Origin of the sequence: Sphingomonas sp. Ant H11 (assembly GCF_000797515.1) — a bacterium.
Lineage (GTDB): Bacteria > Pseudomonadota > Alphaproteobacteria > Sphingomonadales > Sphingomonadaceae > Sphingomonas.
Genome location: NZ_JSBN01000017.1, coordinates 18251 through 40486 on the forward strand (window position 1 = coordinate 18251; position 22236 = coordinate 40486).

At 63.6% G+C, this 22236-nt stretch carries 19 protein-coding genes and 2 pseudogenes; 11 read left to right on the forward strand and 10 right to left on the reverse strand.

What is annotated here, in order from left to right:
• Positions 1-14: 14 nt before the first annotated feature.
• Positions 15-2180 carry a glycoside hydrolase family 65 protein gene (locus tag NW75_RS04660; RefSeq protein WP_033964049.1) on the reverse strand — a complete coding sequence of 722 codons (2166 nt, stop codon included), beginning with the start codon at positions 2178-2180 and terminating at the stop codon, positions 15-17.
• Between the two features lie 149 nt (positions 2181-2329).
• On the opposite strand from NW75_RS04660, the gene NW75_RS04665 reads away from it, so the two are divergent.
• Complete coding sequence (locus NW75_RS04665) at positions 2330-3589, forward strand: MFS transporter (protein WP_033964051.1); 1260 nt, start codon at positions 2330-2332, stop codon at positions 3587-3589.
• Between the two features lie 6 nt (positions 3590-3595).
• Here NW75_RS04665 and NW75_RS04670 read toward each other — a convergent pair whose 3' ends face one another.
• Positions 3596-4468 (reverse strand): aldo/keto reductase family oxidoreductase, encoded by an 873-nt coding sequence (locus NW75_RS04670; protein ID WP_033964052.1) that lies wholly within the window; start codon positions 4466-4468, stop codon positions 3596-3598.
• An 89-nt stretch (positions 4469-4557) separates the two neighbouring features.
• Between NW75_RS04670 and NW75_RS04675 the strand changes: the two genes are divergently transcribed.
• On the forward strand, positions 4558-5469 hold the full coding sequence (locus NW75_RS04675) for a LysR family transcriptional regulator (protein ID WP_033964054.1): 912 nt from the start codon (positions 4558-4560) through the stop codon (positions 5467-5469).
• Here the strand turns inward: NW75_RS04675 and NW75_RS04680 are convergent.
• Positions 5439-6371 (reverse strand): LysR family transcriptional regulator, encoded by a 933-nt coding sequence (locus tag NW75_RS04680; protein WP_033964096.1) that lies wholly within the window; start codon positions 6369-6371, stop codon positions 5439-5441. The genes NW75_RS04675 and NW75_RS04680 overlap by 31 nt on opposite strands.
• Before the next feature lie 131 nt (positions 6372-6502).
• On the opposite strand from NW75_RS04680, the gene NW75_RS04685 reads away from it, so the two are divergent.
• Complete coding sequence (locus NW75_RS04685; RefSeq protein ID WP_033964056.1) at positions 6503-7210, forward strand: SDR family oxidoreductase; 708 nt, start codon at positions 6503-6505, stop codon at positions 7208-7210.
• A gap of 77 nt (positions 7211-7287) precedes the next feature.
• On the opposite strand, the gene NW75_RS04690 is transcribed toward NW75_RS04685, so the two are convergent.
• Positions 7288-7695, reverse strand: a complete 408-nt coding sequence (locus NW75_RS04690; RefSeq protein ID WP_033964057.1) for a winged helix-turn-helix transcriptional regulator — start codon at positions 7693-7695, stop codon at positions 7288-7290.
• Between the two features lie 174 nt (positions 7696-7869).
• Between NW75_RS04690 and NW75_RS04695 the strand changes: the two genes are divergently transcribed.
• The gene (locus tag NW75_RS04695) at positions 7870-8370 is read left to right on the forward strand and encodes an FMN-dependent NADH-azoreductase (RefSeq protein ID WP_443024440.1); all 501 of its coding nucleotides are present in this window, start codon (positions 7870-7872) and stop codon (positions 8368-8370) included.
• A gap of 230 nt (positions 8371-8600) precedes the next feature.
• On the opposite strand, the gene NW75_RS04700 is transcribed toward NW75_RS04695, so the two are convergent.
• Complete coding sequence (locus NW75_RS04700) at positions 8601-9788, reverse strand: sensor histidine kinase (protein ID WP_033964059.1); 1188 nt, start codon at positions 9786-9788, stop codon at positions 8601-8603.
• Complete coding sequence (locus NW75_RS04705; RefSeq protein WP_033964061.1) at positions 9778-11013, reverse strand: sigma-54-dependent transcriptional regulator; 1236 nt, start codon at positions 11011-11013, stop codon at positions 9778-9780. The genes NW75_RS04700 and NW75_RS04705 overlap by 11 nt, the downstream gene beginning before the upstream one ends.
• 126 nt (positions 11014-11139) lie before the next feature.
• Between NW75_RS04705 and NW75_RS04710 the strand changes: the two genes are divergently transcribed.
• The 4 genes and pseudogenes from NW75_RS04710 to NW75_RS04725 all read left to right on the forward strand — a co-directional run bounded on the left by NW75_RS04710 (position 11140) and on the right by NW75_RS04725 (position 16897).
• Positions 11140-12417 (forward strand): efflux RND transporter periplasmic adaptor subunit, encoded by a 1278-nt coding sequence (locus NW75_RS04710; RefSeq protein WP_231564953.1) that lies wholly within the window; start codon positions 11140-11142, stop codon positions 12415-12417.
• 9 nt (positions 12418-12426) lie between these two features.
• Positions 12427-13108 (forward strand): annotated as a pseudogene (locus NW75_RS04715) (ABC transporter ATP-binding protein).
• Position 13109: 1 nt separating this feature from the next.
• On the forward strand, positions 13110-15518 hold the full coding sequence (locus tag NW75_RS04720) for an ABC transporter permease (protein ID WP_033964062.1): 2409 nt from the start codon (positions 13110-13112) through the stop codon (positions 15516-15518).
• Between the two features lie 236 nt (positions 15519-15754).
• Positions 15755-16897: a serine hydrolase domain-containing protein gene (locus tag NW75_RS04725; RefSeq protein WP_081988634.1), complete on the forward strand. Its 1143-nt coding sequence runs from the start codon at positions 15755-15757 to the stop codon at positions 16895-16897.
• Between the two features lie 31 nt (positions 16898-16928).
• On the opposite strand, the gene NW75_RS24940 is transcribed toward NW75_RS04725, so the two are convergent.
• The 4 genes from NW75_RS24940 to NW75_RS04740 form a co-directional block, all read right to left on the reverse strand.
• Positions 16929-17126, reverse strand: coding sequence for a hypothetical protein (locus NW75_RS24940; protein WP_033964064.1), 198 nt, complete (start codon positions 17124-17126; stop codon positions 16929-16931).
• 66 nt (positions 17127-17192) lie between these two features.
• Positions 17193-17357 (reverse strand): hypothetical protein, encoded by a 165-nt coding sequence (locus NW75_RS24945; protein WP_197057713.1) that lies wholly within the window; start codon positions 17355-17357, stop codon positions 17193-17195.
• Positions 17358-17428: 71 nt separating this feature from the next.
• Positions 17429-18220 carry a FecR family protein gene (locus NW75_RS04735; protein ID WP_033964069.1) on the reverse strand — a complete coding sequence of 264 codons (792 nt, stop codon included), beginning with the start codon at positions 18218-18220 and terminating at the stop codon, positions 17429-17431.
• Positions 18217-18741, reverse strand: a complete 525-nt coding sequence (locus tag NW75_RS04740) for an RNA polymerase sigma factor (protein ID WP_033964073.1) — start codon at positions 18739-18741, stop codon at positions 18217-18219. The genes NW75_RS04735 and NW75_RS04740 overlap by 4 nt, the downstream gene beginning before the upstream one ends.
• A 423-nt stretch (positions 18742-19164) precedes the next feature.
• Between NW75_RS04740 and NW75_RS04745 the strand changes: the two genes are divergently transcribed.
• The 3 genes and pseudogenes from NW75_RS04745 to NW75_RS27220 all read left to right on the forward strand — a co-directional run bounded on the left by NW75_RS04745 (position 19165) and on the right by NW75_RS27220 (position 22211).
• Positions 19165-21354, forward strand: coding sequence for a TonB-dependent receptor domain-containing protein (locus tag NW75_RS04745; protein ID WP_331385987.1), 2190 nt, complete (start codon positions 19165-19167; stop codon positions 21352-21354).
• Positions 21342-21464: pseudogene (locus NW75_RS27665) on the forward strand (hypothetical protein); the annotation flags it as partial. The gene NW75_RS04745 and the pseudogene NW75_RS27665, both read left to right, overlap by 13 nt.
• 48 nt (positions 21465-21512) lie before the next feature.
• The gene (locus NW75_RS27220; protein WP_443024441.1) at positions 21513-22211 is read left to right on the forward strand and encodes a TonB-dependent receptor; all 699 of its coding nucleotides are present in this window, start codon (positions 21513-21515) and stop codon (positions 22209-22211) included.
• The last annotated feature ends 25 nt before the right edge of the window (positions 22212-22236 follow it).

Genomic DNA, 22236 nt, shown 5'->3' on the forward strand with positions numbered 1-22236 from the left:
TGCGGCGCGGAAGGTCATGATACGGTCGCTCGCGCGCTCTGAATTTCCGAGGACGTCGCCACATCGACGCCCGCGATGCGGATCTGCACGGCGTGGTCGCCCCGTACCGATACGCGCGCGGTGGCACCGGAGACCGTCACCTCGACTGGCGCGCCGCGATAGGTGATCGAAAAGCCATATTCGGGCAGGCCGGGGATATCGACCGGATCGAAACAGAGCGTGTCGCCCTCGACTCGCATCCCGGCAAAGCCCATCGCCAGCGTCGTCCAGCTTCCCGCCAGGGCGGCCATATGCAGCCCGTGATCGGTATTGCCGAACAGATCGGACAAATCGGTCAGCGCCGCGACGCGCCAATAATGCGCGGCGCGCGCACCATCACCGGCCCGCGCCGCGGCGGTGGCGAAGGCGCTGGCGGACAACGTCGAATCGTGGGTCGTCGTCGCCTCATAGGTCTCCACCATCCGCTGCCGCATGGTGTCGGTAAAGACGTCTGGCAGCAGCGCCACCGCCAGCACCGCATCGGCCTGCTTCGACACCCGCCGCCGATAAATGGCGAGCGGGTGGAAGTGCAGGAGCAGCGGATATTTCTCCGGCGGGGTGTCGGCGAACGGCCATGGATCGAGGTCAAAATAGCCATCGTCCTGCGCATAGACGTGCCGCGCATCGTCAAACGGCAGGAACATCGCGTCGGCCGCGCGCACCATCCGCGCGGCTTCCGCTGCATCCAGCAGCGACAGCGACAGCCCTTCGCGCGCGGCGAAGCGCAAATGCCGCGCGGCCATCAAGTTGGTATAGAGGTTGTTGTCGACGATCGCTGAATATTCGTCGGGTCCAGTCACGCGGTTGATGACGAAGGCGTCGTCGCGATCGCGGTCATGGTATCCGATCGCCAGCCAGATCCGCGCAGTTTCCACGAGCATCGCCGCCCCGCCTTGGTCGAGAATGGTGCGGTCGCCTGTCGCCGCAAGATAGGTTTCCAGCGCGTAGGCGATGTCGGCGTTGATGTGATATTGCGCAGGCCCGGCGGGGAAATAGGAGGAGCATTCGTGCCCGCCGATCGTCCGCCAAGGATAGAGCGCACCCTCGGTCTGGCCCATAGCGCGGGCATTGTCGCGGGCGGCATCCAGACCCGAAATCCGCCATGCCAGCATCGCCCGGGCAATCGCCGGTTGCGTGAAGGCAAATACCGGCAGCACGTAGAGATCGGCATCCCAGAAGACATGGCCTTCGTAGCCCTCACCGGTCTGTCCCTTGGCCCCGATCGAGGTCTTGCCGTCGCGCCCGACCGCCATCGTCAATTCCGCAAGCGCATAGCGGATCGCCAGTTCGGTTTCGGGCTGGTCCGGAATGCTGACAGTGCTGCTCGACCAGAAGTCGGCGAACCATGCGGTTTGTTCGGCCAGCAACGCGTCATAGCCCCGCGCTTGCGCCGCGGTGAGCGTGGCAAGCAGCGGCTCCAGTACGGGTTCGTCGCGCGCGGCCTGATAGCCCGACACGAAATCGACCTCGACCAGATTGCCGGCGGTACGGCGTCCGATTTCCTGCATCGCGCTCGCCACCACGAAGCCGCTGCGGTGCAGGCGGTCGGTGCGCGCGGCGATACCGGGACCGGCGCGGAGATCGAGCTTGCGCCACGGGCTGTCCGCAAGCGTGGGCGCGATGCGCGGATCGTAAATCGCGTCGCTTTGCGGCTCGGCAGCGACGGGTGCCTCGCTGCCAGGAGGCGGCGTCACCAAGGGGGTCACCACCACGTCTTTACCTGCGGGAAACCGGACGCGGGTGAGGACGAGAGCGGTTTGCGCCATCGCCACGAATTGTTCGATCGTTACGTCGATACCACCGGCCAGCACCGTTTCGGCGCGGACGCAACGCGTGAGATCAAGCGTGACACTGCTCGCCGCCTCGGCGCGCTGGCCCTCGATCAGGATCGCTGGTCGGGTTGCATCCGCCACCGCGAGCCGCAGGTCGGTTTCCCGCGCATAGCCGTGTGCCGCCTCATGATAGGCGATCGGCATGCGTTCATAAACGCCGTTGAGATAGACCCTGGGCGCATCTGCCCCGTCTCCCGGACCGCGCATCCCGATAAAGCCGTTGCCGATCGAAAAGAGCGCGGGAACATGGTGTAGCTGCAGTGTCTGCCCCTCGGCAGCCAGGCACCAGCCATCGCGCGCAAAACGCATGGCAGCAAACGACGCTTCCGGTAATGACCGCCCCACGCAAACTCTCTCCTGACACGGCGCATGCGCGCCCGATTTGCCATTGATATGCATTTCATAATAGGAGGTGGTCAAGACAATAAGCCGGATCGGCGCTCCGGCAGGGGAGGACCATGAACCGAACACGACTGATCGTCGGGCTTGCCCTGACCTATGCGGTTTTTGCCGTGCTGCTCAACAGCGTGGGCACCGTGATCCTGCAATCGATCGAATCCTTCCATATCACCAAGGGCGCGGCGAGTTCGCTCGAGGGATTCAAGGACCTGTCGATCGCGGCGACGAGCTTTCTGCTCGCCGCGCAGCTTCCGCGCTTCGGATTGCGCCGCGCGATGGTCGTCGCGCTCGGGGTCGTAGCGCTTGCATGTCTGGCGATGCCGCTGGCACCGGGTTTCTGGACCACCCGACTGATGTTCCTTGCGGTCGGGGTCGGCTTCGGCGTGGCCAAGGTTTCGGTCTATAGTTTCGTTGGCCTGCTGACCAAGGACAGCACGCAGCACGCTTCCCTGCTCAATGTGATCGAGGGCGTGTTCATGCTCGGGGTGCTGAGCGGATACTGGATCTTCGCGGCCTTCATCAACCCGGTCAATCCGGCGGACCCGCAGTGGCTGAACGTCTATTACGGGCTCGCGGCGGCAAGCGGGGTTGCATTGGTGCTGTTGGCTCTAACCCCTTTTGACGAGGGCGCAGCGATCGAATCGACGGGCACTTCACCCGAGAGTGCGCGCCAGAAATTCGGCGAAATGCTCGCGCTCGCCTGGCGGCCGCTGACGCTGAGCTTTATCGCGGCGATCTTCTGCTATGTGCTGGTCGAGCAAGGCATCGGGTCGTGGCTTCCGACCTTCAATCGGGAATTGCTCGGTCTGTCGGCGCAAATGAGCGTGCAGGCGGCGTCGATCTTCGCGGTGTGCCTGGCGCTTGGGCGGCTGGGGGCTGGCGTCGTCGTACGGCGGACCGGCTGGTTTCCGCTGGTCTGCGGCTGTCTTGCCGGGATGGCGCTGCTGATGCTGGCGGTGCTGCCGCTCGCCGCCGGGCATCATGGCCGTGTAACCGGCTGGGCGGGAGCGCCGATCGCGGCGTATCTTTTGCCGATGATCGGCTTGTTGATGGCGCCGATCTACCCGGCGCTGAATTCGGCGATCCTGTCGTCGATGCGGCCGCAGGAGCAGCCCGCGATGGTTGGCCTGATCGTCGTCTTTTCCGCGCTGGGCGGCACCACCGGGTCGTTCATCGTCGGGCATCTCCTGGCGGCGTTCAGCGGAACGGTTGGGTTTTATGTCCTGCTTGTGCCGATCGTGCTGCTGATTGGTGCGGCAACGATGATCCAGCGACTGGCGACACACCCCAACACCCCTCGGGCAATCAAGGAAGGATAGGGTTGCCTAGCTGCCAATCCCATTAAGCGTCGCCAGCGCGTCGTCCGGCAGGTTCAGCGAGGCGGCAGCCAGGTTTTCGTGCAAGTGCGCGGTCGACGAGGTCCCGGGGATCAGCAGGATGTTGGGCGAGCGCCGCAACAGCCATGCGAGCGCCACCTGCAGGGGCGTCGCGCGGAGGTCGCGGGCGACCGCGTTCAATCGGGACGATTGCAACGGGCTGAAGCCCCCCAGCGGGAAAAACGGTACGAAGGCGATGCTGTCCTCTGACAGCGCGTCGATCAGCGCGTCGTCGCTGCGATGGGCGATATTGTACTGGTTCTGCACACAGACGATCGGCGCGAGCGCTCTCGCCTCCGCAACCTGTGCTGCGGTCACGTTGCTGAGACCAAGGTGACGGATCAAACCTTCCTCACGCATGCCGACAAGGGCTTCGAAGGGGACGCGGATCGAGCCCTCGGCCGGTCCTGCATTGCCACCGCCCAGCATGGAACGGAAATTGACCACCTCAAGCGTGTCCAGCCCCAGATGGCGCAGGTTGTCTTCAACCGCGCGGCGCAGGTCGTCGGGCGAGGCTGCGAGGTTCCAGGAACCATCGTCCCCGCGTACCGCGCCGACCTTCGTGACGAGAACAAGATCCTCGGCATAGGGCGATAGTGCCTCGCGGATGAGCATATTGACGACGTGCGGGCCATAAAAGTCACTGGTGTCGATATGGTTCACGCCTGCGTCCACGGCGTCGCGCAGCACTGCAATCGCGGCGTCGCGGTCTTTCGGCGGCCCGAATACGTGCGGCCCGGCGAGTTGCATGGCACCATATCCCATCCGCCTTACCGCGCGGTCGCCAAGGGTGAAGCTGCCTGCCTGATCAATCGGGTGCATGGGATTGTCTCCTTCCTGCTCAAGCTAGGGCATGGCGACTATGGTGATAATCCGGCATGATCAGCACGGGCTGTGCGGAAAGGCAGACAATGAACCAGAGCCTGACCGACCTGAACGCGTTTCTGGCGGTGGCGCGCGCGCGCGGCTTTCGCGAAGCGTCCCGAACTGCGGGTGTCAGCGCCTCGACGTTGAGCGAGGCCGTGCGTCGGCTGGAGGCGTCGCTCGGGGTCCGGCTGCTCCACCGCACGACGCGCAGCGTCGCTCCAACCGAGGCCGGCGCGCGCCTGCTCGAACGGCTCGCGCCTGCTCTGGGCGAGGTGGAAGCGGCGCTTGGCGCGGTGGGAGACTTGCGCGATGGCCTGACCGGCACGCTCAAGCTGAACGTACCGGTTAGCGCGGCGCGGCTGATCTTGTCGGCAATCCTGCCCGGTTTTCTCCAGGCCCATCCCGGCATAAAGGTCGAGATCATCGCCGAAGACGGTTTTGTGGACATGTTGGCGGCGGGTTGCGACGCGGGCATTCGCTACGACGACAAGCTGGAACAGGACATGATCGCGCTGCCGATCGGGCCGCGAGTGCAACGCTTCGCGACCGCTGCCTCCCCGAAGCATCTGGATCGGTATGGTCGGCCTTCGCACCCGCGCGACTTGCTCCGGCATCCGTGCATTCTCGGTCGCTTCGCCAGTGGTCGGTTGACGTCTCCCTGGGAATTCGAGCGCGACGGCGAGATCGTTCGGATCGAGCCGCGGGCCCGGCTGGTCGTTGGCGTTGGGGGAGCTATAGATCTCGGCGTCGAAGCGGCCATCGCCGGCGTTGGCGTGATCCACCTTTTCGAAGACTGGCTTCGGCCGCCTCTGGCGAGCCATGCGCTCGAGCCGGTGTTGGAGGCGTGGTGGCAGCCTTTTCCCGGTCCTTTTCTCTACCATTCCAGTCGCAAGCTCGTGCCACCGCCGCTCCGGGCGTTTATCGATTACGTCGCCCGCCTGGCCCCGTCCGGTTGAACCGCTTGCCGGCACGTCGCGATCAGCATTTGGCGCAGCCAGCGGTGTGCCGGATCGGCGTCGAGGCGCGGATGCCACATCACGCTGATCGAAAGATCCGGCGTCGTCACCGGCAGCTCGAACGCTACGAGGCCCTCCGTTGCCGCCGCTCCGCCTCGCAGGCACGCGTGCGGCACCAGCGCGATAAGGTCCGAACGGCGGGCGATGTCGAGCGCGTCGAGGAAGCTCGATACGATCGCGACGATGTCGCGCCGCAGCCCAAGTGCGTCGAGTGCGTCGTCCACCGGTCCGCTCGACGCGCCGCGCCGCGATGCGATAACGTGGCGGCACGCTGCGTAGCGGTGTGGCGTGATTGCGCCGTCCAATAGCGCGTGCCCGCGCCGTGCCACACCGACGAAGCGATCGCGAAACAGCAATTGGCTGCGCAGCTCGGGAGCCGAGGCTTCCACTGTGCCGATTTCCACGTCGATCGTGCCGTTGCGCAGCGGCACCGCCGCTTTGTCCGGTTTCGGCGCGAAGCGCAGCCGCACGTGCGGTGCCGCCGTGGTGATCGCTGCGACCAAAGCTGCCGCGAACACCGAGACGAACCCTTCATTGGCGCGAATCGTGAAGGTCCGCACGAGTGTCGCCGGATCGATATGTTCGATCGTCGGCGTAAGCACCGACCGCGCTTCCTGCGCGATCCTGTGGACGCGTTCAGCCAATTGTTCCGCATAGGGCGTCGGGACGAGCGCCCGTCCGGCCTGGACCAGCAACGGGTCGCCGGTCGCAACGCGCAGCCGCGCCAGCGTCCGGCTCATCGCCGAAACGCTTAGGCCGAGCTGCCGGGCGGCGGCGGTGACGCTGCATTCGCTGAGCAGCACATCAAGCGCGGTCAGCAGGTTCAGATCGATTGGCGGCATCCCCATCCCCTAGCCGGATCTGCATGCCAGACATGGCGTCAGACGCAATTGTTCTTTGCATTCTATGCGTCTGGCGCGTGCGCTGCGCATCCTCGACATCGGGCCCGGCAGAGCAACAAAGGAAGACCCTCATGACCATTTCAACCGATCGCGGCACGCTCCTTCTGGTGGGCGCATCCCGAGGCCTCGGCCACGCATTGGCGGCGGAGTTCGTCAAAAAGGGCTGGCACGTTATCGGTACGGTGCGAGAGACGGACCGGACCGATTTGCACGATCTTGCCGAGGCCCATCCGGGCCAGGTTGCGATCGAAGCGCTCGACGTCACCGAACCCTCCCAGATCGCGGCGTTGCACGACCGCCTCGCGGATCGCGCCATCGACCTGCTGTTCGTCAACGCGGGCACCGCCAACCGCAACGCGATGGAGACGATCGCGGAGGTCCCCACCGACGAATTTGTGCACGTCATGCTGACCAACACGCTCGGCGTGATGCGGGCGGTGGAAGGCCTTCAGGATCTTGTGCCGCGCACGGGCCTGATCGGCGTGATGTCGTCGGGCCAGGGCAGCATCGCCAACAATACAAACGGTGGCTTTGAGGTCTATCGCGGCAGCAAGGCCGCGCTCAACCAAGCTATGCGCAGCTTTGCCGCCCGCCATGCCGGCGATCCACGTGCGATGGTGCTGATGGCACCAGGCTGGATCCGCACCGCGCTTGGCGGACCGCACGCGCCCTTCAGCATCGCGGAGACCATGCCGCAACTGGCCGACACTTTGCTCGCCCAAAGGGGTACGCCGGGGCTGCGCTTCATCGACCGCTTTGGCGCGTCGGTGCCGTGGTGATCACGGGATCGATCGGGGATTGGGTGATGCTCGCAATGCGCTCTTCCAGACCATGAGGGCGGGGCGCAACGGCCGCGTTATGGTCTTTGCGCCCGCGTGGGAGTCTCGGCCTCGATCTTCCGCGCCCCGTCATAGCGATGGCGGTTTTCGTCGATCAGTTCGAGATGCTTTCCCGCCCAGGCTCCTAGCGCGCGCAGCGGCTCCGACAGCGAATACCCCAAATCCGTCAGGGCATATTCAACTTGTGGCGGCACGGTCGGATGTACCGTCCGGCTGACCATGCCGTCGCGGTCGAGCGCTTTCAGTGTCCGGGTCAGCATTTGCTGCGAGATCCCGCCGATCGTCCGCTTGATGTCGTTGAAGCGGCGCGGTCGTTCGGCAAGCACCATGACGATCATCACCGTCCATTTGTCGCCGACGAGAGACAGCACGCTGCTCATTCTCCGGCAGTCGGCGTTGATGCCTGGAGTGGCGGGCATATCCATGTGACCAGGTCCTAAAAATATGCGTTCTTGGCGGTTCGCCCTCGGTTCCATACCTGCTCCAGGTCACAAATCCAGACCGGAGACAATCAATGAAGCTTCTTCATCTCGATTCCAGCATCATGGGTGAGGGTTCAGCGAGCCGCGCCATTTCCGCCGCCGTGGTGGCGCGTCTTTTTGGAAACCGATCCAACCCTTGAGGTCACCTATCGCGACCTTGCCGCCGAGCCGATCGCGCACATGACTCTCGATGCTTTCCTGGCGCTGGAGAGCGGTGAGGACGTGCAGCAATTTCTCGACGCCGACATCGTGGTGATTGGTGCCGGGTTCTACAATTTCTCGATCCCCAGCCAGTTGAAAGCGTGGGTCGATCGCATCGCCGTGAGGGGCAAGACTTTCGCTTATGGTGAGAACGGCCCGGTCGGCCTGGTCACGGGCAAGCGCGTGATCGTCGCGCTCGCGCGCGGCAACGTCTATGGCGAGGGATCCCCCTATTCGGCATATGAGCATGCCGAAACGCTGCTGCGCTCGATTTTCAGTTTTGTCGGTGTCGATGTCGAAGTCATCGTTGCCGAAGGGCTGGGCCGCGGCGAGGAGGCGCGACGCAGCGCGATCGAGAGTGCCCTCGTTCAAGCCCGCCAGATGTCGCTGTCGTCCGACCCGGTGGTCGCGCTCTGAGGGGATGGCCTCGTGCACGACAGGCAAGCCTGACCCGTGCGCGGGGCCACTTATTGCGCCGACTGGATCTAAATCCGACGGCTCTAGGGGCAGCCAACCCTCGATATCCTGGGGAACGACTGGTTTCGGAAGATCGGGGGGTAGCGAACGGGACGACCGCCACTGGCGACGGGCGTCTGCTCTTGTCACGCTCCGCCGAATACCGATTTGCGCGGCGTCGCGCAGTGCCTTCATGCGGGGATAGTCGCTTCAAACTCGGTCTTGCCGACGCGAGACGAGGCCAGGGCAAGGTCGCCTCCGTGGCCGCGCAGGATCTGGCGCGCAAGCGACAGGCCGATTCCGCTGCCCTCTGCCTTGGTAGTGAAGAACGGCCGAAAAATGTCGCTCTCGTCACGCGCAGATATCCCCGGTCCGTTGTCGACGATGCCGATCAGCGTCCGACCGACACGCGCCTTGAATATCAGGTGGATTTTGGCGTCGGGCGCATTGTCCAGCGCCTCGGCGGCGTTCTGCAGAACCGCCCAGAGCGCGGCGGTGAGCTGGTCCGGGTCGATCAGCAGATGCGCGGGGGCCTCGTGCTTTTCCACCGCCAGTTCGATCGCGGGCCAGCGCGACGTGAAGAGCATGGCGAGATCATTTGCAAAACCGGCAAGCGCGGTGCGCCGCAGGGCGGGGGTGGGCAGGCGTGCCAGCGCGCGGTAACTCTCCCCGAAGCGATGCAGGCTCGCCGCTCGCCGTGCGACCGTTTCGATCGCCTCGCGCAACTCGGGCAGCGGTGGCACGGGATCATCGAGCATCGCCACCGCCGTCGCGGCGAGCGACGCGATCGGAGTTAGCGCGTTGACGATCTCGTGGCTCAGCACTTGGACGAGCTCGCGCAAAGCGGCCGCCTCCGCCGCCTTCAACTCGGTATCGATGTCGATCAGCGCGCCGATTCGCAGCATTCGGCCTGACAGCGCCAGGTCCCCCGTGGTGAGCGCGAAGCTCCTGATCTCCCCGGCGTCGTCCAGGTCGATCTTGGCGGTTCGGCCGGGTCGGGTGTCCGACAGCATCCCCAGGAGAGCGGGTGGAGGTTCGGCTACCAGGTCGTTCGTTCCCAGCAAGCGCCGCGCCGCGCGGTTCACCGCGCGAAGGCGGTCACCATCTAGCGAGACCAAGGGGGCCGGCGAGAGGTCCAGATAGGCGGTGAGGCGCTGGAGTGCTTCAGGGTCGGACTTTACTGGCAACGGAGCCGGTGGTGCGAGGGCGGGCGAGGGCGCGCCCTGCTCAACCGCATTGCGCACCGCGGTCCAGGCTGCGACCACAATCGCGAGCAGCGCGGTCGCGTACAGGCCGTGGGTGGCTGCCAGTGCGATGATCCCACCCGCCAGCGCGAGGACCAGCGCTCGGATCGTGCGACGGATGCCGTCAGAGGCCATAGCGCGCCATCCGCCGATATAAGGCCGCGCGGGTCAGTCCGAGTTCCTCTGCGGCACGGCTCACGTTGAACGCGTAGCGTTTGAGCGCTGCATCGATCATCGCCCGCTCGCTCTGCGCGAGCGATCGTCCCGGCTGTAGCGGCCGTTCGGCGTCGTGCGCAGGCGGCCGCGCGATATCGTCCAGTCCAAGCGCGTCGTCCGTGCCGAGCAGCACTGCGCGTTCCATCAGAAGGCGCAGCTCGCGCACATTGTCGGGCCAGGCAGATTGCGCGATCGCTTTCGCGGCAGCGTCAGCAATCGGTCCGCCAAGCTTGCCATGCCGATGTTGGAACAGGGAACGAAAATGCTGCGCCAGCAGCAGCGCGTCGCCGCCGCGCTCGGCTAGCGGTGGCACGCGGATTTCGATCGTATTGACGCGGTACAACAGGTCTTCGCCGACAGCCGCGCGCAGTTCCGCGCGATCCAGTCGGGTCGTCGCGATGACACGCGCACCGTCGACCTGTTGGGCAAGGTCGCTTTGCAACCTGCGCGGCAAGCGATCGATATGGTCGATCACCAGCGTACCGGCGAGAGCGGCGGCGAGCCGTTCCGCGATCGTCGCGCTGTCGGCGGTCTCCGCGTGGAGCGTAACCAGCGGCCCGTCAGCGCGTCCCGATCCTCGATGGATCAGCCGCGCGATCACGGTCTTGCCGGTGCCGGAGGCCCCGCTGACCAGGACCGGAGCTTCGGTCGGCGCGACACGGGCGATCAGATCGCGCACGCCCGCGATCGCGGCACTTTCGCCGAGCAACAGGCCGTCGTCGATCGGTGGCGCTGTTGCGGCATCCAGCTTCGCACGGCGCAGCGCGACGCCGCGCTGGACCGTCGCAAGCAGACGTTCGTTGTTCCACGGCTTGATGACAAAGTCGGTCGCCCCCTGGCGCATCGCCTGTACCGCGACGGCAATGCCACTGTGACCGGTGACGACGATCACCACGGCGTGGCGGTCGGCCGCAATTAGGCGGTCGAGCATCGCAAAACCCTCTTCGCCGCTGGTGCGCCCGCGCGCGAAGTTGAGGTCGAGCAGAAGGACGTCGGCAGGCCGCTCGGCGAGATACACCCAGGCAGCCGCAGGATCGGCGGCGATCGATACGGTCATTCCCTGGCGTTCAAGCAACAACCGCGCGGCCTTCGCGACGTCGGCATCGTCTTCGACGATCAGGATGGCGGGCGATTCGCTTGACATGGTGTTGCATAGTGTCCGGAAACGGACAGTCCGTACAGATATGGGAAACGCACGGCGCGATTGCTGCCAGAAACGCCGGATTTCCGCGCTTTAGGCCCGTCGCGATGCATCCGTTATGGTGTCGGCATGACGCAGATGACCCAATCTGGCGCAGCGATGGACCGTCGCATCGAGCGCCCCCACGCCAAACGTTGGCGAGTGATTGTGCGGAGTGCGATTGGCGTGGTGGTGGTGATCGCGGCCTTGGTGTTGTGGCTGCTGATGCCCGGCTCCAATACGTTGAGCGTCGATAGCGCAGCGATCCGCACCGGAGCGGTAACGCGCGCGCCGTTTCGCGATTTCGTGCCGTTACGCGCCGAAGTCGCGCCGCTGCGGACGGTGTTCGTCACCGCCATCTCGGGCGGGCAGGTCGCGGAACTGGCGGCCGCCGACGGCGCGATGGTGGCCGCGGGCACCCCGCTCGCGCGCTTGTCCAATCCTTCGCTCGCGCTCGACGTCGCCAGCCGCTCGGCCGAAATCATCGGTCAGCTGAGTGCGATAAATGGCCAGCGACTGACGGTACAGAACACGCGGCAGGACGGCGCGCGCGACCTGGCAGATGCGCGCAACGCGCTGTCCAAGGCGCAGACCCTGCTCGCGCAGAGACAGGTGCTGTTCGACAAGGGCATCATCGCCCGCGCCGCGATCGACCCCGTGCGCGAGGATGTCGCCTATCAACAGGCACGCGTCGCCACGCTCCAGCGCGGCACGAGCGAGGCGGCGGTCACGCTCGCCGCCCAATCCTCGGGCATCGCTGCGACCTCCCAGCAGTTGCGCGAGAGCCTGGCGATGGTACGCGCGAGCCTGTCGGCACTGGTATTACGCGCGCCGGTCGGCGGGCGGCTTACTGCGTTCACGCTGCAGCCGGGACAGATGCTCAAGAGCGGCGATCCCGTTGGACAGATCGATTCAGAAGGCCAGTGGAAGCTGATCGCCGACGTCGATCAATTCTATCTGGGGCGCGTCCACACCGGCCTTGGTGCGGTCGCGGACCTCGACGGTCGAAGCTATCCGATGACCCTGTTAAAGGTGCTGCCCCAGGTGACGGCAGGGCGTTTCCGCGTTGAACTCGCGTTCAGGACGAGCCCGCCGGTCGCGCTTAACCGCGGGCAGACGCTCGACGTTCGGCTCATCCTCGGCGCGGACCGGCCCGCCATCGTCGCGCCTTCGGGGGGCTGGCTCGATGCCGGCGGGACCATGGCTTTCGTGCTCGACGGCGATTCGAAAGCGGTACGGCGCGCGATCGTTACCGGGCGGCGCAACCCCGATCAGGTCGAGGTCATTTCTGGCCTCGCACCAGGCGACCGCATCGTGACCACCGCACTGACCTCCTACGCACCCTTCCAGACCCTTCTTCTCAAATAGGATTTGCCCATGATCCAGCTCCAGGACGTCAGCCGTACCTATGCCTCGGACGAGATCGAGACGACCGCGCTTGGCGGGATCGAACTGGCCGTCGAGGCCGGCGAGTTCGTCGCGATCATGGGGCCATCGGGCTGCGGAAAATCGACCTTGCTCAACATTATCGGCACGATCGATCGCCCGAGCGGCGGTCGCTATCTGTTCGAGGGTACCGACATCGCCCGCGCACCGGAGAGCGCGCTTGCAAAACTGCGGCGGGATCGCCTCGGCTTCGTGTTCCAGAGCTTCAACCTGATCGACGAATTGACGATCGCCGAGAACGTCGCCCTGGGGCTCGCCTATCGCGCAATGCCGACGGGCGAGAAAAAAGGACCGCGTCGCTGCGGCGATGGATCGTGTCGGCGTCGCGCATCGCCAGCGGCACCACCCGCATCAACTCTCCGGCGGACAGCAGCAGCGCGCCGCGATCGCCCGCGCCATTGTCGGCGAGCCGCGGCTGATCCTCGCGGACGAGCCGACCGGCAATCTCGACACCGAGAATGGCGCGCAGGTGATGGACATTCTCGGTCAGCTCAACGCAGACGGATCGACGATCGTGATGGTCACCCATTCCCCCGCGCACGCCGATATCGCCAAGCGAACGGTACACATGCTCGACGGTCGCATCCTGTCCTCCGCGCGTCGGGCAGCGTAAGATGCTGGTCTCGCTCTATCGCTCGCTCGCCCACCACCGGTTGTTCGCGGCGCTCAACATTGGCGGACTGGCCCTCGGTATCGCGACCTTCCTGGTCCTTTACCTGTTCGTGCAGTTCGAAAGCGGTTTTGACCGCGTCTTGCCCGAGCAGGACAGACTGTGGGTAATGGAAGAGCGCTATGTCATGCCGGGATATCCGCCTGACCCCAATCCCAACACGATGGGCAGCGAACTCGTTCAGTTACGCGCCGACTATCCGCAACTGGTCGGCACCCGCTTCATGCCGACTGCAGCGACGGTCCGACAGGGCGCGCAAGCGACGTCGGAGGAGCTTGGCGCGGTCGATCCGAATTTCTTTGATCTGATGCAATTTCCGGCAATCGAGGGCGATCCGGCCCGCACCCTTGCCGACCCCAACGGCTTGGTGATCACGCAGCGTGCCGCCCGGAAATATTTCGGTAGCCAGCCGGCGATCGGCCAGACGCTGCAGCTCGCGATCAATGGTGCGGTCTATCCCTATCGGGTCGGCGCGGTGCTGCGCGACATGCCCGACAATGTGACCTTCAAGGACGAGATGTTCGCGCAACTGGTGCGCGCCCGCTTCGGCAACGAATGGTGGGAGCATTGGGGCAGCTCGTCATTGACCACGCTCCTGCGCTTTCCCGATACGGCCAGCGCGCGCGCCTTCGAGGCGCAATTGCCCACCTTCCTTGATCGGCATGCTTATGTCGGCGACAACATCAAGAAGGGCGAGTATTTTCAGTCGCTGCGCCCGCTGACGGCGATGCACCTCTACAGCCCCGGCGATCGCGCGATCGTGACGACGCTGGGCGTGGTCGGCTTGTTGACGCTGGTCATCGCGATCGTGAACTACGTCAATTTGGCGACTGCCCGTGCCGGCCTCCGGGCGCGCGAGGTGGCGATCCGCAAGGTGGTTGGCGGCACGCGGCGCGCGCTGATCGGTCAGTTCCTGTTCGAGGCGCTTGCTACCGTCGCGGTGGCGGCGTTGATCGGCTTTGCGCTGGCCGAGATCGCGCTGCCATTCGTCAATACGCTCGGGGGCACCCAACTCGCGCTCCATTATTTCGGGCGCGACGGGATCGTACTTCCCATGATCGCGCTGGTCCTGGTGATCGCGCTGGTGGCCGGTCTGTACCCCGCCTTCGTCCTGTCGGGTTTCCGTCCCGCTGCGGTGCTGGCCTCGACGCGCGCACCGGGCGGTGGCCGCGCCGGAGCACGGTTGCGTGGCGCGCTGGTCATCGTCCAGTTCGCCATCGCCATCGCCTTTGCGATCGCAACCGGGACGATGCTGGCGCAGACCGCGCACATCCGCGACGCCGACCTCGGCTTCCATCGGGAAGGGCTGTTGCTCATTCGCTCGTTCAACAATAGCGGGCTCGATGCGGCGCAGCGCGGGGACATCTTACGCAGCGCGGCAGCGGTTCCGGGCGTGACGGGCGTAACGGTGGGCAACAATGCGCCGGGGGATCAGGATACGACCAATTTCTCGGGCTACAGTCGGCCAGGTGCGCCCGACCGGAAGATATCGGTGATGGATGTCGGGACGGGGCGCGACTATTTCGCGGTCTACGGTGCCCGGCGCATTGCCGGGCGCCTGTTCGACGCGGCGCATGCCGACGATCGCGCTCTTCTTTCCCCGGCGGAGCGCAAGAAAATCGGCCCCAACCTGGTGATCAACCGCAAGGCGGTGACGGCGCTCGGCTTTTCGTCGCCGACGGCGGCGGTGGGGCAAACGATCAGCGATGGCGATCGATGGTCGACGATCATCGGCGTGGTCGACAATGTCCGCTTCCGCAGTCCGCGTGACCCGGTCGACCCGGTCGCTTATTATTACGACACTGTCGGGGTCATCTCGCCGATCGCAGCGGTGCGGTATAGCGGAGATCCAAAAGCGATGACGGCGGCACTCGAGACGGCGTGGAAGCGCGTCGCGCCCGGGGTTCCGTTCCGCGCCCGCTCGGTCGAGGACAACCTGTTCGCGCGCTACTACAAGGCCGATGCGCAGCGCTCGCGGTTGTTTACAATCGGCGCGGTGCTTGCGATCCTGATCGGGTGCATCGGCCTTTACGGGCTGGCCGCCTTCGATACCGCGCGCCGCGTCAAGGAGATCGGCATCCGCAAGACGCTCGGCGCGTCGACCGCGGAAGTGCTGCGTTTGCTGATCGTTCAGTTCATGCGGCCGGTGCTGCTGGCGAATCTTGTGGCCTGGCCGCTGGCCTTTGTCGCCATGCAGCGCTGGCTCGGCGGGTTTGACGACCGGATTGCGCTGTCGCCGCTGTTCTTCGTTGGCGCGACGCTGATCGCGGTGTTGATCGCGGCCGCGACCGTGTTTGGCCAAGCATGGCGCGTCGCGCGCGCGGAGCCGGCCCGCGCATTGCGCCACGAATAAGGTGCCCGGGCAAAGCAGGGGAACTGCCCGGCGGGGTGCGGCTTGGTCAAGCTGCACCCTCGCGCATCCGAGCCCTCAAAATCCTCCGAATGATCGATACGCGCTCGAACCGCCTTCCGATGCGTTCGGGTCGTCGGGAACGATCGCAATCGATGTTTGACTGATGCGTCAACCGATGCAGTTTCAGCGTCCATGAGAACCCGTTTCGCGATTACGACCAATGGAGCATTCTATTGATGCTGAAGCGTAATTGGACGTGCTCTGCCGACGATGGGTTTTTGCGAACGCGGAATGCGGCTGCCAGCGGTTCGAGGCGAGCTTTTCTTGCCGGGCTCACCGCGACACCGTTTCTGATGCCGCATCCGGCTTTGGCCGTGCGTCGAGCCGAGACAATTCTTTCGCAGATCCCGCTCGACGCTGCGCCCGGGATCGCGGCCGGAGCGGTTCGAAAGGGCCGAATTGTGGCTGCTGGAGGCGCGGGCACCAAGGGCAATGCAGCGTCCGTTCCCGATGCGCAGACGATCTTTGAGATCGGTTCGTTGACGAAGACCTTCACAGCGTCGCTGATCTTTCAACTTCAAGAGGAAGGTCTGCTGCGTATCGACGCGCCAATCGAGACCTATGTGTCGGATATCCCCGCGACCTGGCGGAATATTCGGCTTTCGCAGCTTCTCAGCCACACGTCCGGGTTGCCCGAATATCTCAATGGAGACAATTTCCGCCTGCTTATGCCGCAGGAGCTCAAGCCGAGGCAAATCCTCGCGCTGGTGGCGGACCGGCCCAACAGCTTCGCGCCCGGCGAGCGGCACGAATACAACAATACCGGCTTCATTCTTCTCGGGATGGCGGCCGAAGCGGTCACCAGGGAAAACTATTGGAACCTGCTTCGGCAGCGCTTTTTCGGGCCAGCCGGCATGTCGTCGACGGGCCCTCGCGATCGGATCCCATGCAGGAACCGTTGTGCTTCAGGGCATTTCTGGAGCGAAGGGCGTTACGACGACGATCCTCCGCGCAGCGCGGCCGGATCGACTTGGGCAGCCGGCGGCCTCCTGTCGACCGTAGCCGATATCAATCGCTGGTCCGTTGCCCTGGATCAGGGGCGAATCTTGAGCTCGGGCGTTCGGCGGAAGATGTGGCGTAGCGCCAGCCTGTCGAACGGTCAGCCCGCCGGTTGGGGCTTTGGGTGGGAAGTCGACGAGGTGGATGGAAGGACCATCGTCTCGCACGGCGGGGGAACCGCCGGTTTCTCTTGCTGGTACCGCCGCGACCTTGACGAACCCCTCTCGACAATCGTTCTCACCAATCAAAATGGTAGAGCAGATCCAAAGGTGATGACCGACGCGCTGCTCAAAGCGATCAAGCTCGGCGACCGCTCGTGAGGAGCGCCCCGAAACCGATCAGCGCTTCGTGCTAAAAAAGGTGCATCCACAGGATATCGGCTGGTTGTGTGGTGCCCGGCATCGAGACCCGGTCCGCTGAGACGGCTTCGGCATTCTCGCGCCCCGGTTCCTTCGCCAGCGTTGGCATGCGGGGGACCTGATCGGGCATGACGAAACGGTCCCGGATCACGCCGTTTCGCGCGAATGTCGGCAGATACTCGATGGCCAACCGGTCGGGGTTTGTCCGGCAGGGGCAGCGACCGTACCTTTTCTGCACCAGCCGCCGTCGGATGGCTCAATCTCCCCTTCCATCTCGAGCGGAGCGGGTGACCATTATTTTCGTGTCGGTGCGATCGGAGACCCGCGCGATTCCGTTCAACTCCAGCGCCGTAACGAAGCTGTCGACATCGCCGGCGGCAAACACCCCGACAATATTGGTCGCCGGTGCGGGCCCGTCCACAAAGACGATCTTGCGCGCGGAGTAACGGTTAACCTCGTTCAGCGCTTCCGCCAGCGGCTCGCGAATGAAGGTTAACGACCCGTCAGCCAGCTCGTCTCGCTCGCCGTATCGACGTGTGTCACGTTCCAGGCATGATCCGATTTCGCGATCAGGCGCGCACCCGCCACCATATTGACGCGCCGACCGGGCCGGACCCATCCATTGGGCTGCTCGACGCGGACTTTGCCTTCGATCAGCGTCACGGTCAGTTTCGCTTGATCATCGAGCTGGACGTCGAATTCGGTTCCAACTGCACGGATCGTCTTGCTGGCTGCTTCGACGAGAAAGGGGTGGACGCGGTCCTTGGCGACTTGAAAGAAGGCATGCCCCCGTATCAGTCGCAAGCGGCGACGGGCACCCATTTCGACCACACGCAGTTCGCTCTCCGCATCGAGCGTCACCACAGAGCCGTCCGTCAAGGTTGCGGTCGTGCGCTGCCCGGTGCCGGTGCGGAACAACTCGCCCTCCGAACCGAACCAGGATCGCACTGGGTCGCCATATTGCAGAAACGTAACCGAGGAGGACACCAGCAGCAGCACCGCCGCGGCAAGCGCCAGCAACGCCTTGAAACGCGCCGGACGATTGTATGCGTGAACATCGTGCTCGCGTATTTCCAGGACTGCCGGGTCGTTGGCGATCGAATCCAGGGCGTCCCATTGCTGTTGCAGCCGCTCAAGCTGGGCGTGAGCACCCGGGTTGGAGCGGAGCCAATCCGCGAACGCTTCCCGTTCTTCCGCCGCCATGTCGCCGGAGCGCTGCGCGCTGAACCAACGCGTCGCCTCGGCACGCAAGCCATCTTCGAGACGTTTAGGCTCGATCGTCACTGTATGTCCTCCATGACGTCGGACAGACGGAGCAAGGCCCGGTGGATCAACTCCTTTACCGAATTTTTGGTTATGCCCATGCGTACGGCAATCGTCTGGTATGTCATGTTCTCGAACCGGTGCATGACAAACGCGGCGCGTACGCGCGGGGACAGGTTCGCAATGGCCTGAATCACCAGGGCATATTGTTCTCTCCCGATCGCAATGCGTTCGGGAGAAATGTCGTCGCGGGGTTCTGCCGTGGTCCCCTCGATCGAGCCGAGCACCGGCCGCATACGGCCGCCATCGGCGCGATAGCGGCTGATGAGGACATTTTGTGCGACCCGGAAAAGATAGCGTTCGGCATGCTCGATCGGCTGGTTTGACTGGGCGGTTTGCATGCGCAGGAAAACATCCTGAACAAGGTCGTCAATATCCGCTGCGTTGACCCGCCGGGCCAGGAAGCGGCGCAAGCCTGGCCCATAGCGATTCATCCATTCCGTCAGGTCATAGGTGTGCTGCGGCCTGTTGTCCGCCGACATGCGATCAGCCTTTCCCGGTCGATCTCCACTCATGCGCCTCGCTCCGCCGGACAATTCGGCATGTCCCAGATGATAGACGGTGCTCTGCTATGGTCGGGGGGATCAGGAGAGGGCTTTTCTCGTCGCGGGACACCGTTTGCTGGAATCTTTCGTTTTTTTCAGGATGATCCCCCCACCAGGCTCATGGTCGCGTCATAGTCGTACGGAAGCGGATTCGGCTCAAGTCGAAACGCAATACAGGAGGGGATGATGACCTTTGGGTCCTTGCGCGTTCGTCGATCTATGTTGTGCGGAATCGCGCTGGCAGGATTGATTGTATCAACCTGTGGAAGTCCGGCCTTTGCCGAGACGCCATATCATATTCGCCCGCAGTCACTTGATCTCGCCTTGCGCGACTTTGGCTTGCAAAGCGGGCTGACGATCATGGCGGATGCCGCGCTGACCAAAGGCAAGGTGAGTCACGGGATCGCTGGTGCCGCAACCCCGGAAGCGGCGTTGAGCGCGATCTTGCGCGGTTCCGGTCTGACCTATCGCCGACAGGGCAAAGTCTTTGTGATCCAGCCGGGGTCGCTTGGGAGCGTTGAGGGAAACGGCCAGGCAGCCACGCCGGTCGCCGTGCCGACTGAGCAAGCGCAGTCCGACGCTATAGGCCAGGATATTATCGTGACTGCACAGAAGCGGCGGGAATCGATCCAGAAGGTCCCCATCGCGGTGTCTGCGTTTAGCGCCAAGGCGCTCGACCAGTATAAGATCGAAGGGGGTGCCGAGCTCGAACGCGCAGTGCCGAACGTCAACTTCTCGAAGAACAATTTTAGCGGCTACAATTTCTCGATCCGCGGGGTCGGCACCAAGGCCGTTTCGGTAAGCACCGATCCTGCCGTCGCGATCAGCTACAACAATACACCGCTACTGCGAAATCGCCTGTTCGAGCAGGAATATTTCGATGTCGAGCGGGTCGAGGTGCTGCGGGGGCCACAGGGCACGCTTTATGGTCGCAATGCCACTGCGGGCGTCGTCAACATGCTCCCGAACAAGCCAAGCAACCGGTTCGAAGGCTCTTTGAAGGGAGAGGTCGGCAATTACGATACGCGCCGCGTAAGCGGCATGCTCAACGTCCCGCTGACCGATACCTTCGCGGTGCGCGTCGCCGGTGCCTACACCAATCGCAGCGGGTTCGATTACAACACGGTAACCGACCGGGCGGTCAATGGTCGTGATCTCTGGTCGCTGCGCGCGACGGCACAGTGGCGACCCGTCGACGATTTCACCGCCAGTCTCGTCTGGGAGCATTTCGACGAAAAGGACGATCGGTCCCGCACCGGCAAGCAATTGTGCCACTACGATCCCGGTCCCAGCACGGTTGGAGGGCTGGCTGTGCCGGAAGTTTCCAACGGGTTTCCCATCCGTGCCCAGCTAAGCCAAGGGTGCGCCAACGGTTCGCTCTATGACGCGGGTGCCTATGGCGTGCCGAACGGACTGAGCCTGCCCTATGTCGCTGCCGCCAGCGGGCTGGTCCAATTGGGCTTCCTGCCGGACTTTTCCGGGCTTGCGACCTTCGCCGATCCGACCCGAGATCCCTATGCCGGGGTCGTGCAATCGCGCAACTTGCGCGAGATTGCGACAAAGTATGATCCGACTTTTCGGGCGCGCAACGATATCTTTCAGCTCAATTTTGAATGGGGCGTGCGCAGCAACCTGAAACTGTATTCGCAGTCGCTGTACACCAAGGATTTTTACCACTCGACCCAGGACTATAACCGGTTCAATTCGGTGCCGATTATCAACGATTCGATCGGCCTCTTCAGTCTCGACACTTTCACGCCGGAGGTAAAGGGGTTCACGCCAGGCGGCGTGTTCAACGATCCACAGCTTGGCGCATCCAATACCTTGGTTGCAGTCGACATGGTCAACTCCCGCACGAACAATGGTCGCAGGAATTCCGGTTGCAATCGTCCAACACCGGGCCGTTCAATTTCAGCTTCGGTGCGAACTATCTCCATTTCAAAATCAATGAAGATTATTACGTCTTTTTCCAATTTTTTTACAGCGATCGCCCAAGGGTATTTCAACGGACCGGTCAGTACCGACACGCCGCCTCCCGCCTGTCCGGCAGGGGCAACCACAGGCTGCATCTATATCGATCCCAATCCGATCGACCGGATCAATGGCCAGGGGCACAATTATTTCCGGAGCGACAATATCTACAAGGTCGATTCCTACGCGGCCTTTGGCGAGGTTTACTGGCGTGCCACGCCCAATCTCAAGGTCACCGGGGGATTGCGCTATACCGATGATCGTAAGGTTACGACGCCGGTTCCCACACAATTGCTGCTTTCACCGGGTATATCGGGCGGGGGCTACGTCAATTCCGGCTATCCCGCCCAACCCGACATTCACCAATCGTGGCGTCGCTTCACAGGGCGGCTGGCGGTGGACTGGTCGCCTGAACTGGCCTTTACCGATTCCACGCTGGTCTACGGATCTTATTCGCGCGGCTATAAGGCGGGCGGCACGAATCCGCCTGGCATCAATGCGACCCGCAATATCTCGAATTCTACCCGCAACCGACCACCTACAAACCGGAATATGTCAACGCTTTCGAGGTTGGCTTGAAGAATACGTTCGACCACGGTCGACTGACGCTCAACGGTTCGGCATTTTTCTACGATTACAAAGGGTATCAGATTTCGAAGATCGTCGATCGCACGGCTTTGAACGAAAATTTCAATGCGCAGACATGGGGTGCAGAACTCGAAGCGACGTGGCGACCTGTGCGAAATCTGCAATTCAACGCCAATGTCGGCTATCTCGGTACGCGGCTCGGCAAAGGCTCGTCGTCGATCGACGTCATGAATCGAACGCAGGGCAACCCTGATTGGACGCTGGTGCGCCCGTGGGTGCAATTGACATCAAGCTGCATCGCGCCGACCTCGATCGTCAAGAACATCGTTCAGGATCCGTCGGCTCCCCCTCTTGTGCTGGCCCTGTTGTGCGGCGGGGTTGCGGGACTGAATTTCGGGAGCTTCAAGCCGGGCGATACGCTGGCGGCGAAATATGGCGCTTATGATCTGAAAACCGCGCCCAATAACGGGCAGGGGATTGCAGCGGATGTGAGCGGGCACGAATTGCCCAACGCGCCGCACTGGACGTTAAATCTCGGTGTTCAATATACGTTCGAGAGCGAGGATTGGGCGCTGACGCCGCGCGCCGATTTCTACCGCCAAGATGCAAGCTGGGCGCGGATCTACAACACCGCGATCGACCGGCTACGGGCATGGAATAACACCAATATCTCTCTCACGCTCGACCAGCGCAAATGGGATATGACGTTGCAGGTCTATGTGAAGAACCTGTTCAATTCGACGCCGATCACCGATGCCTTCGTCAATAGCGACGATTCGGGCCTGACAACCAATGTGTTCACGCTCGATCCACGCATAATCGGCGTCAGCATCACCAAACGCTTCTGATCGGCACCCCCTTTGCCGACAGTTT

Excerpts from the sequence above, each read along its gene's own strand:
- NW75_RS04660 (WP_033964049.1), bottom strand. The coding sequence starts at position 2,180 with ATGCGTTTTGCGCGCGATGGCTGGTGCCTGGCTGCCGAGGGGCAGACA.
- NW75_RS04665 (WP_033964051.1), top strand. The coding sequence starts at position 2,330 with ATGAACCGAACACGACTGATCGTCGGGCTTGCCCTGACCTATGCGGTT.
- NW75_RS04670 (WP_033964052.1), bottom strand. The coding sequence starts at position 4,468 with ATGCACCCGATTGATCAGGCAGGCAGCTTCACCCTTGGCGACCGCGCG.
- NW75_RS04675 (WP_033964054.1), top strand. The coding sequence starts at position 4,558 with ATGAACCAGAGCCTGACCGACCTGAACGCGTTTCTGGCGGTGGCGCGC.
- NW75_RS04680 (WP_033964096.1), bottom strand. The coding sequence starts at position 6,371 with ATGCCGCCAATCGATCTGAACCTGCTGACCGCGCTTGATGTGCTGCTC.
- NW75_RS04685 (WP_033964056.1), top strand. The coding sequence starts at position 6,503 with ATGACCATTTCAACCGATCGCGGCACGCTCCTTCTGGTGGGCGCATCC.
- NW75_RS04690 (WP_033964057.1), bottom strand. The coding sequence starts at position 7,695 with ATGGATATGCCCGCCACTCCAGGCATCAACGCCGACTGCCGGAGAATG.
- NW75_RS04700 (WP_033964059.1), bottom strand. The coding sequence starts at position 9,788 with ATGGCCTCTGACGGCATCCGTCGCACGATCCGAGCGCTGGTCCTCGCG.
- NW75_RS04705 (WP_033964061.1), bottom strand. The coding sequence starts at position 11,013 with ATGTCAAGCGAATCGCCCGCCATCCTGATCGTCGAAGACGATGCCGAC.
- NW75_RS04710 (WP_231564953.1), top strand. The coding sequence starts at position 11,140 with ATGACGCAGATGACCCAATCTGGCGCAGCGATGGACCGTCGCATCGAG.
- NW75_RS04720 (WP_033964062.1), top strand. The coding sequence starts at position 13,110 with ATGCTGGTCTCGCTCTATCGCTCGCTCGCCCACCACCGGTTGTTCGCG.
- NW75_RS04725 (WP_081988634.1), top strand. The coding sequence starts at position 15,755 with ATGCTGAAGCGTAATTGGACGTGCTCTGCCGACGATGGGTTTTTGCGA.
- NW75_RS04740 (WP_033964073.1), bottom strand. The coding sequence starts at position 18,741 with ATGTCGGCGGACAACAGGCCGCAGCACACCTATGACCTGACGGAATGG.
- NW75_RS04745 (WP_331385987.1), top strand. The coding sequence starts at position 19,165 with ATGGCGGATGCCGCGCTGACCAAAGGCAAGGTGAGTCACGGGATCGCT.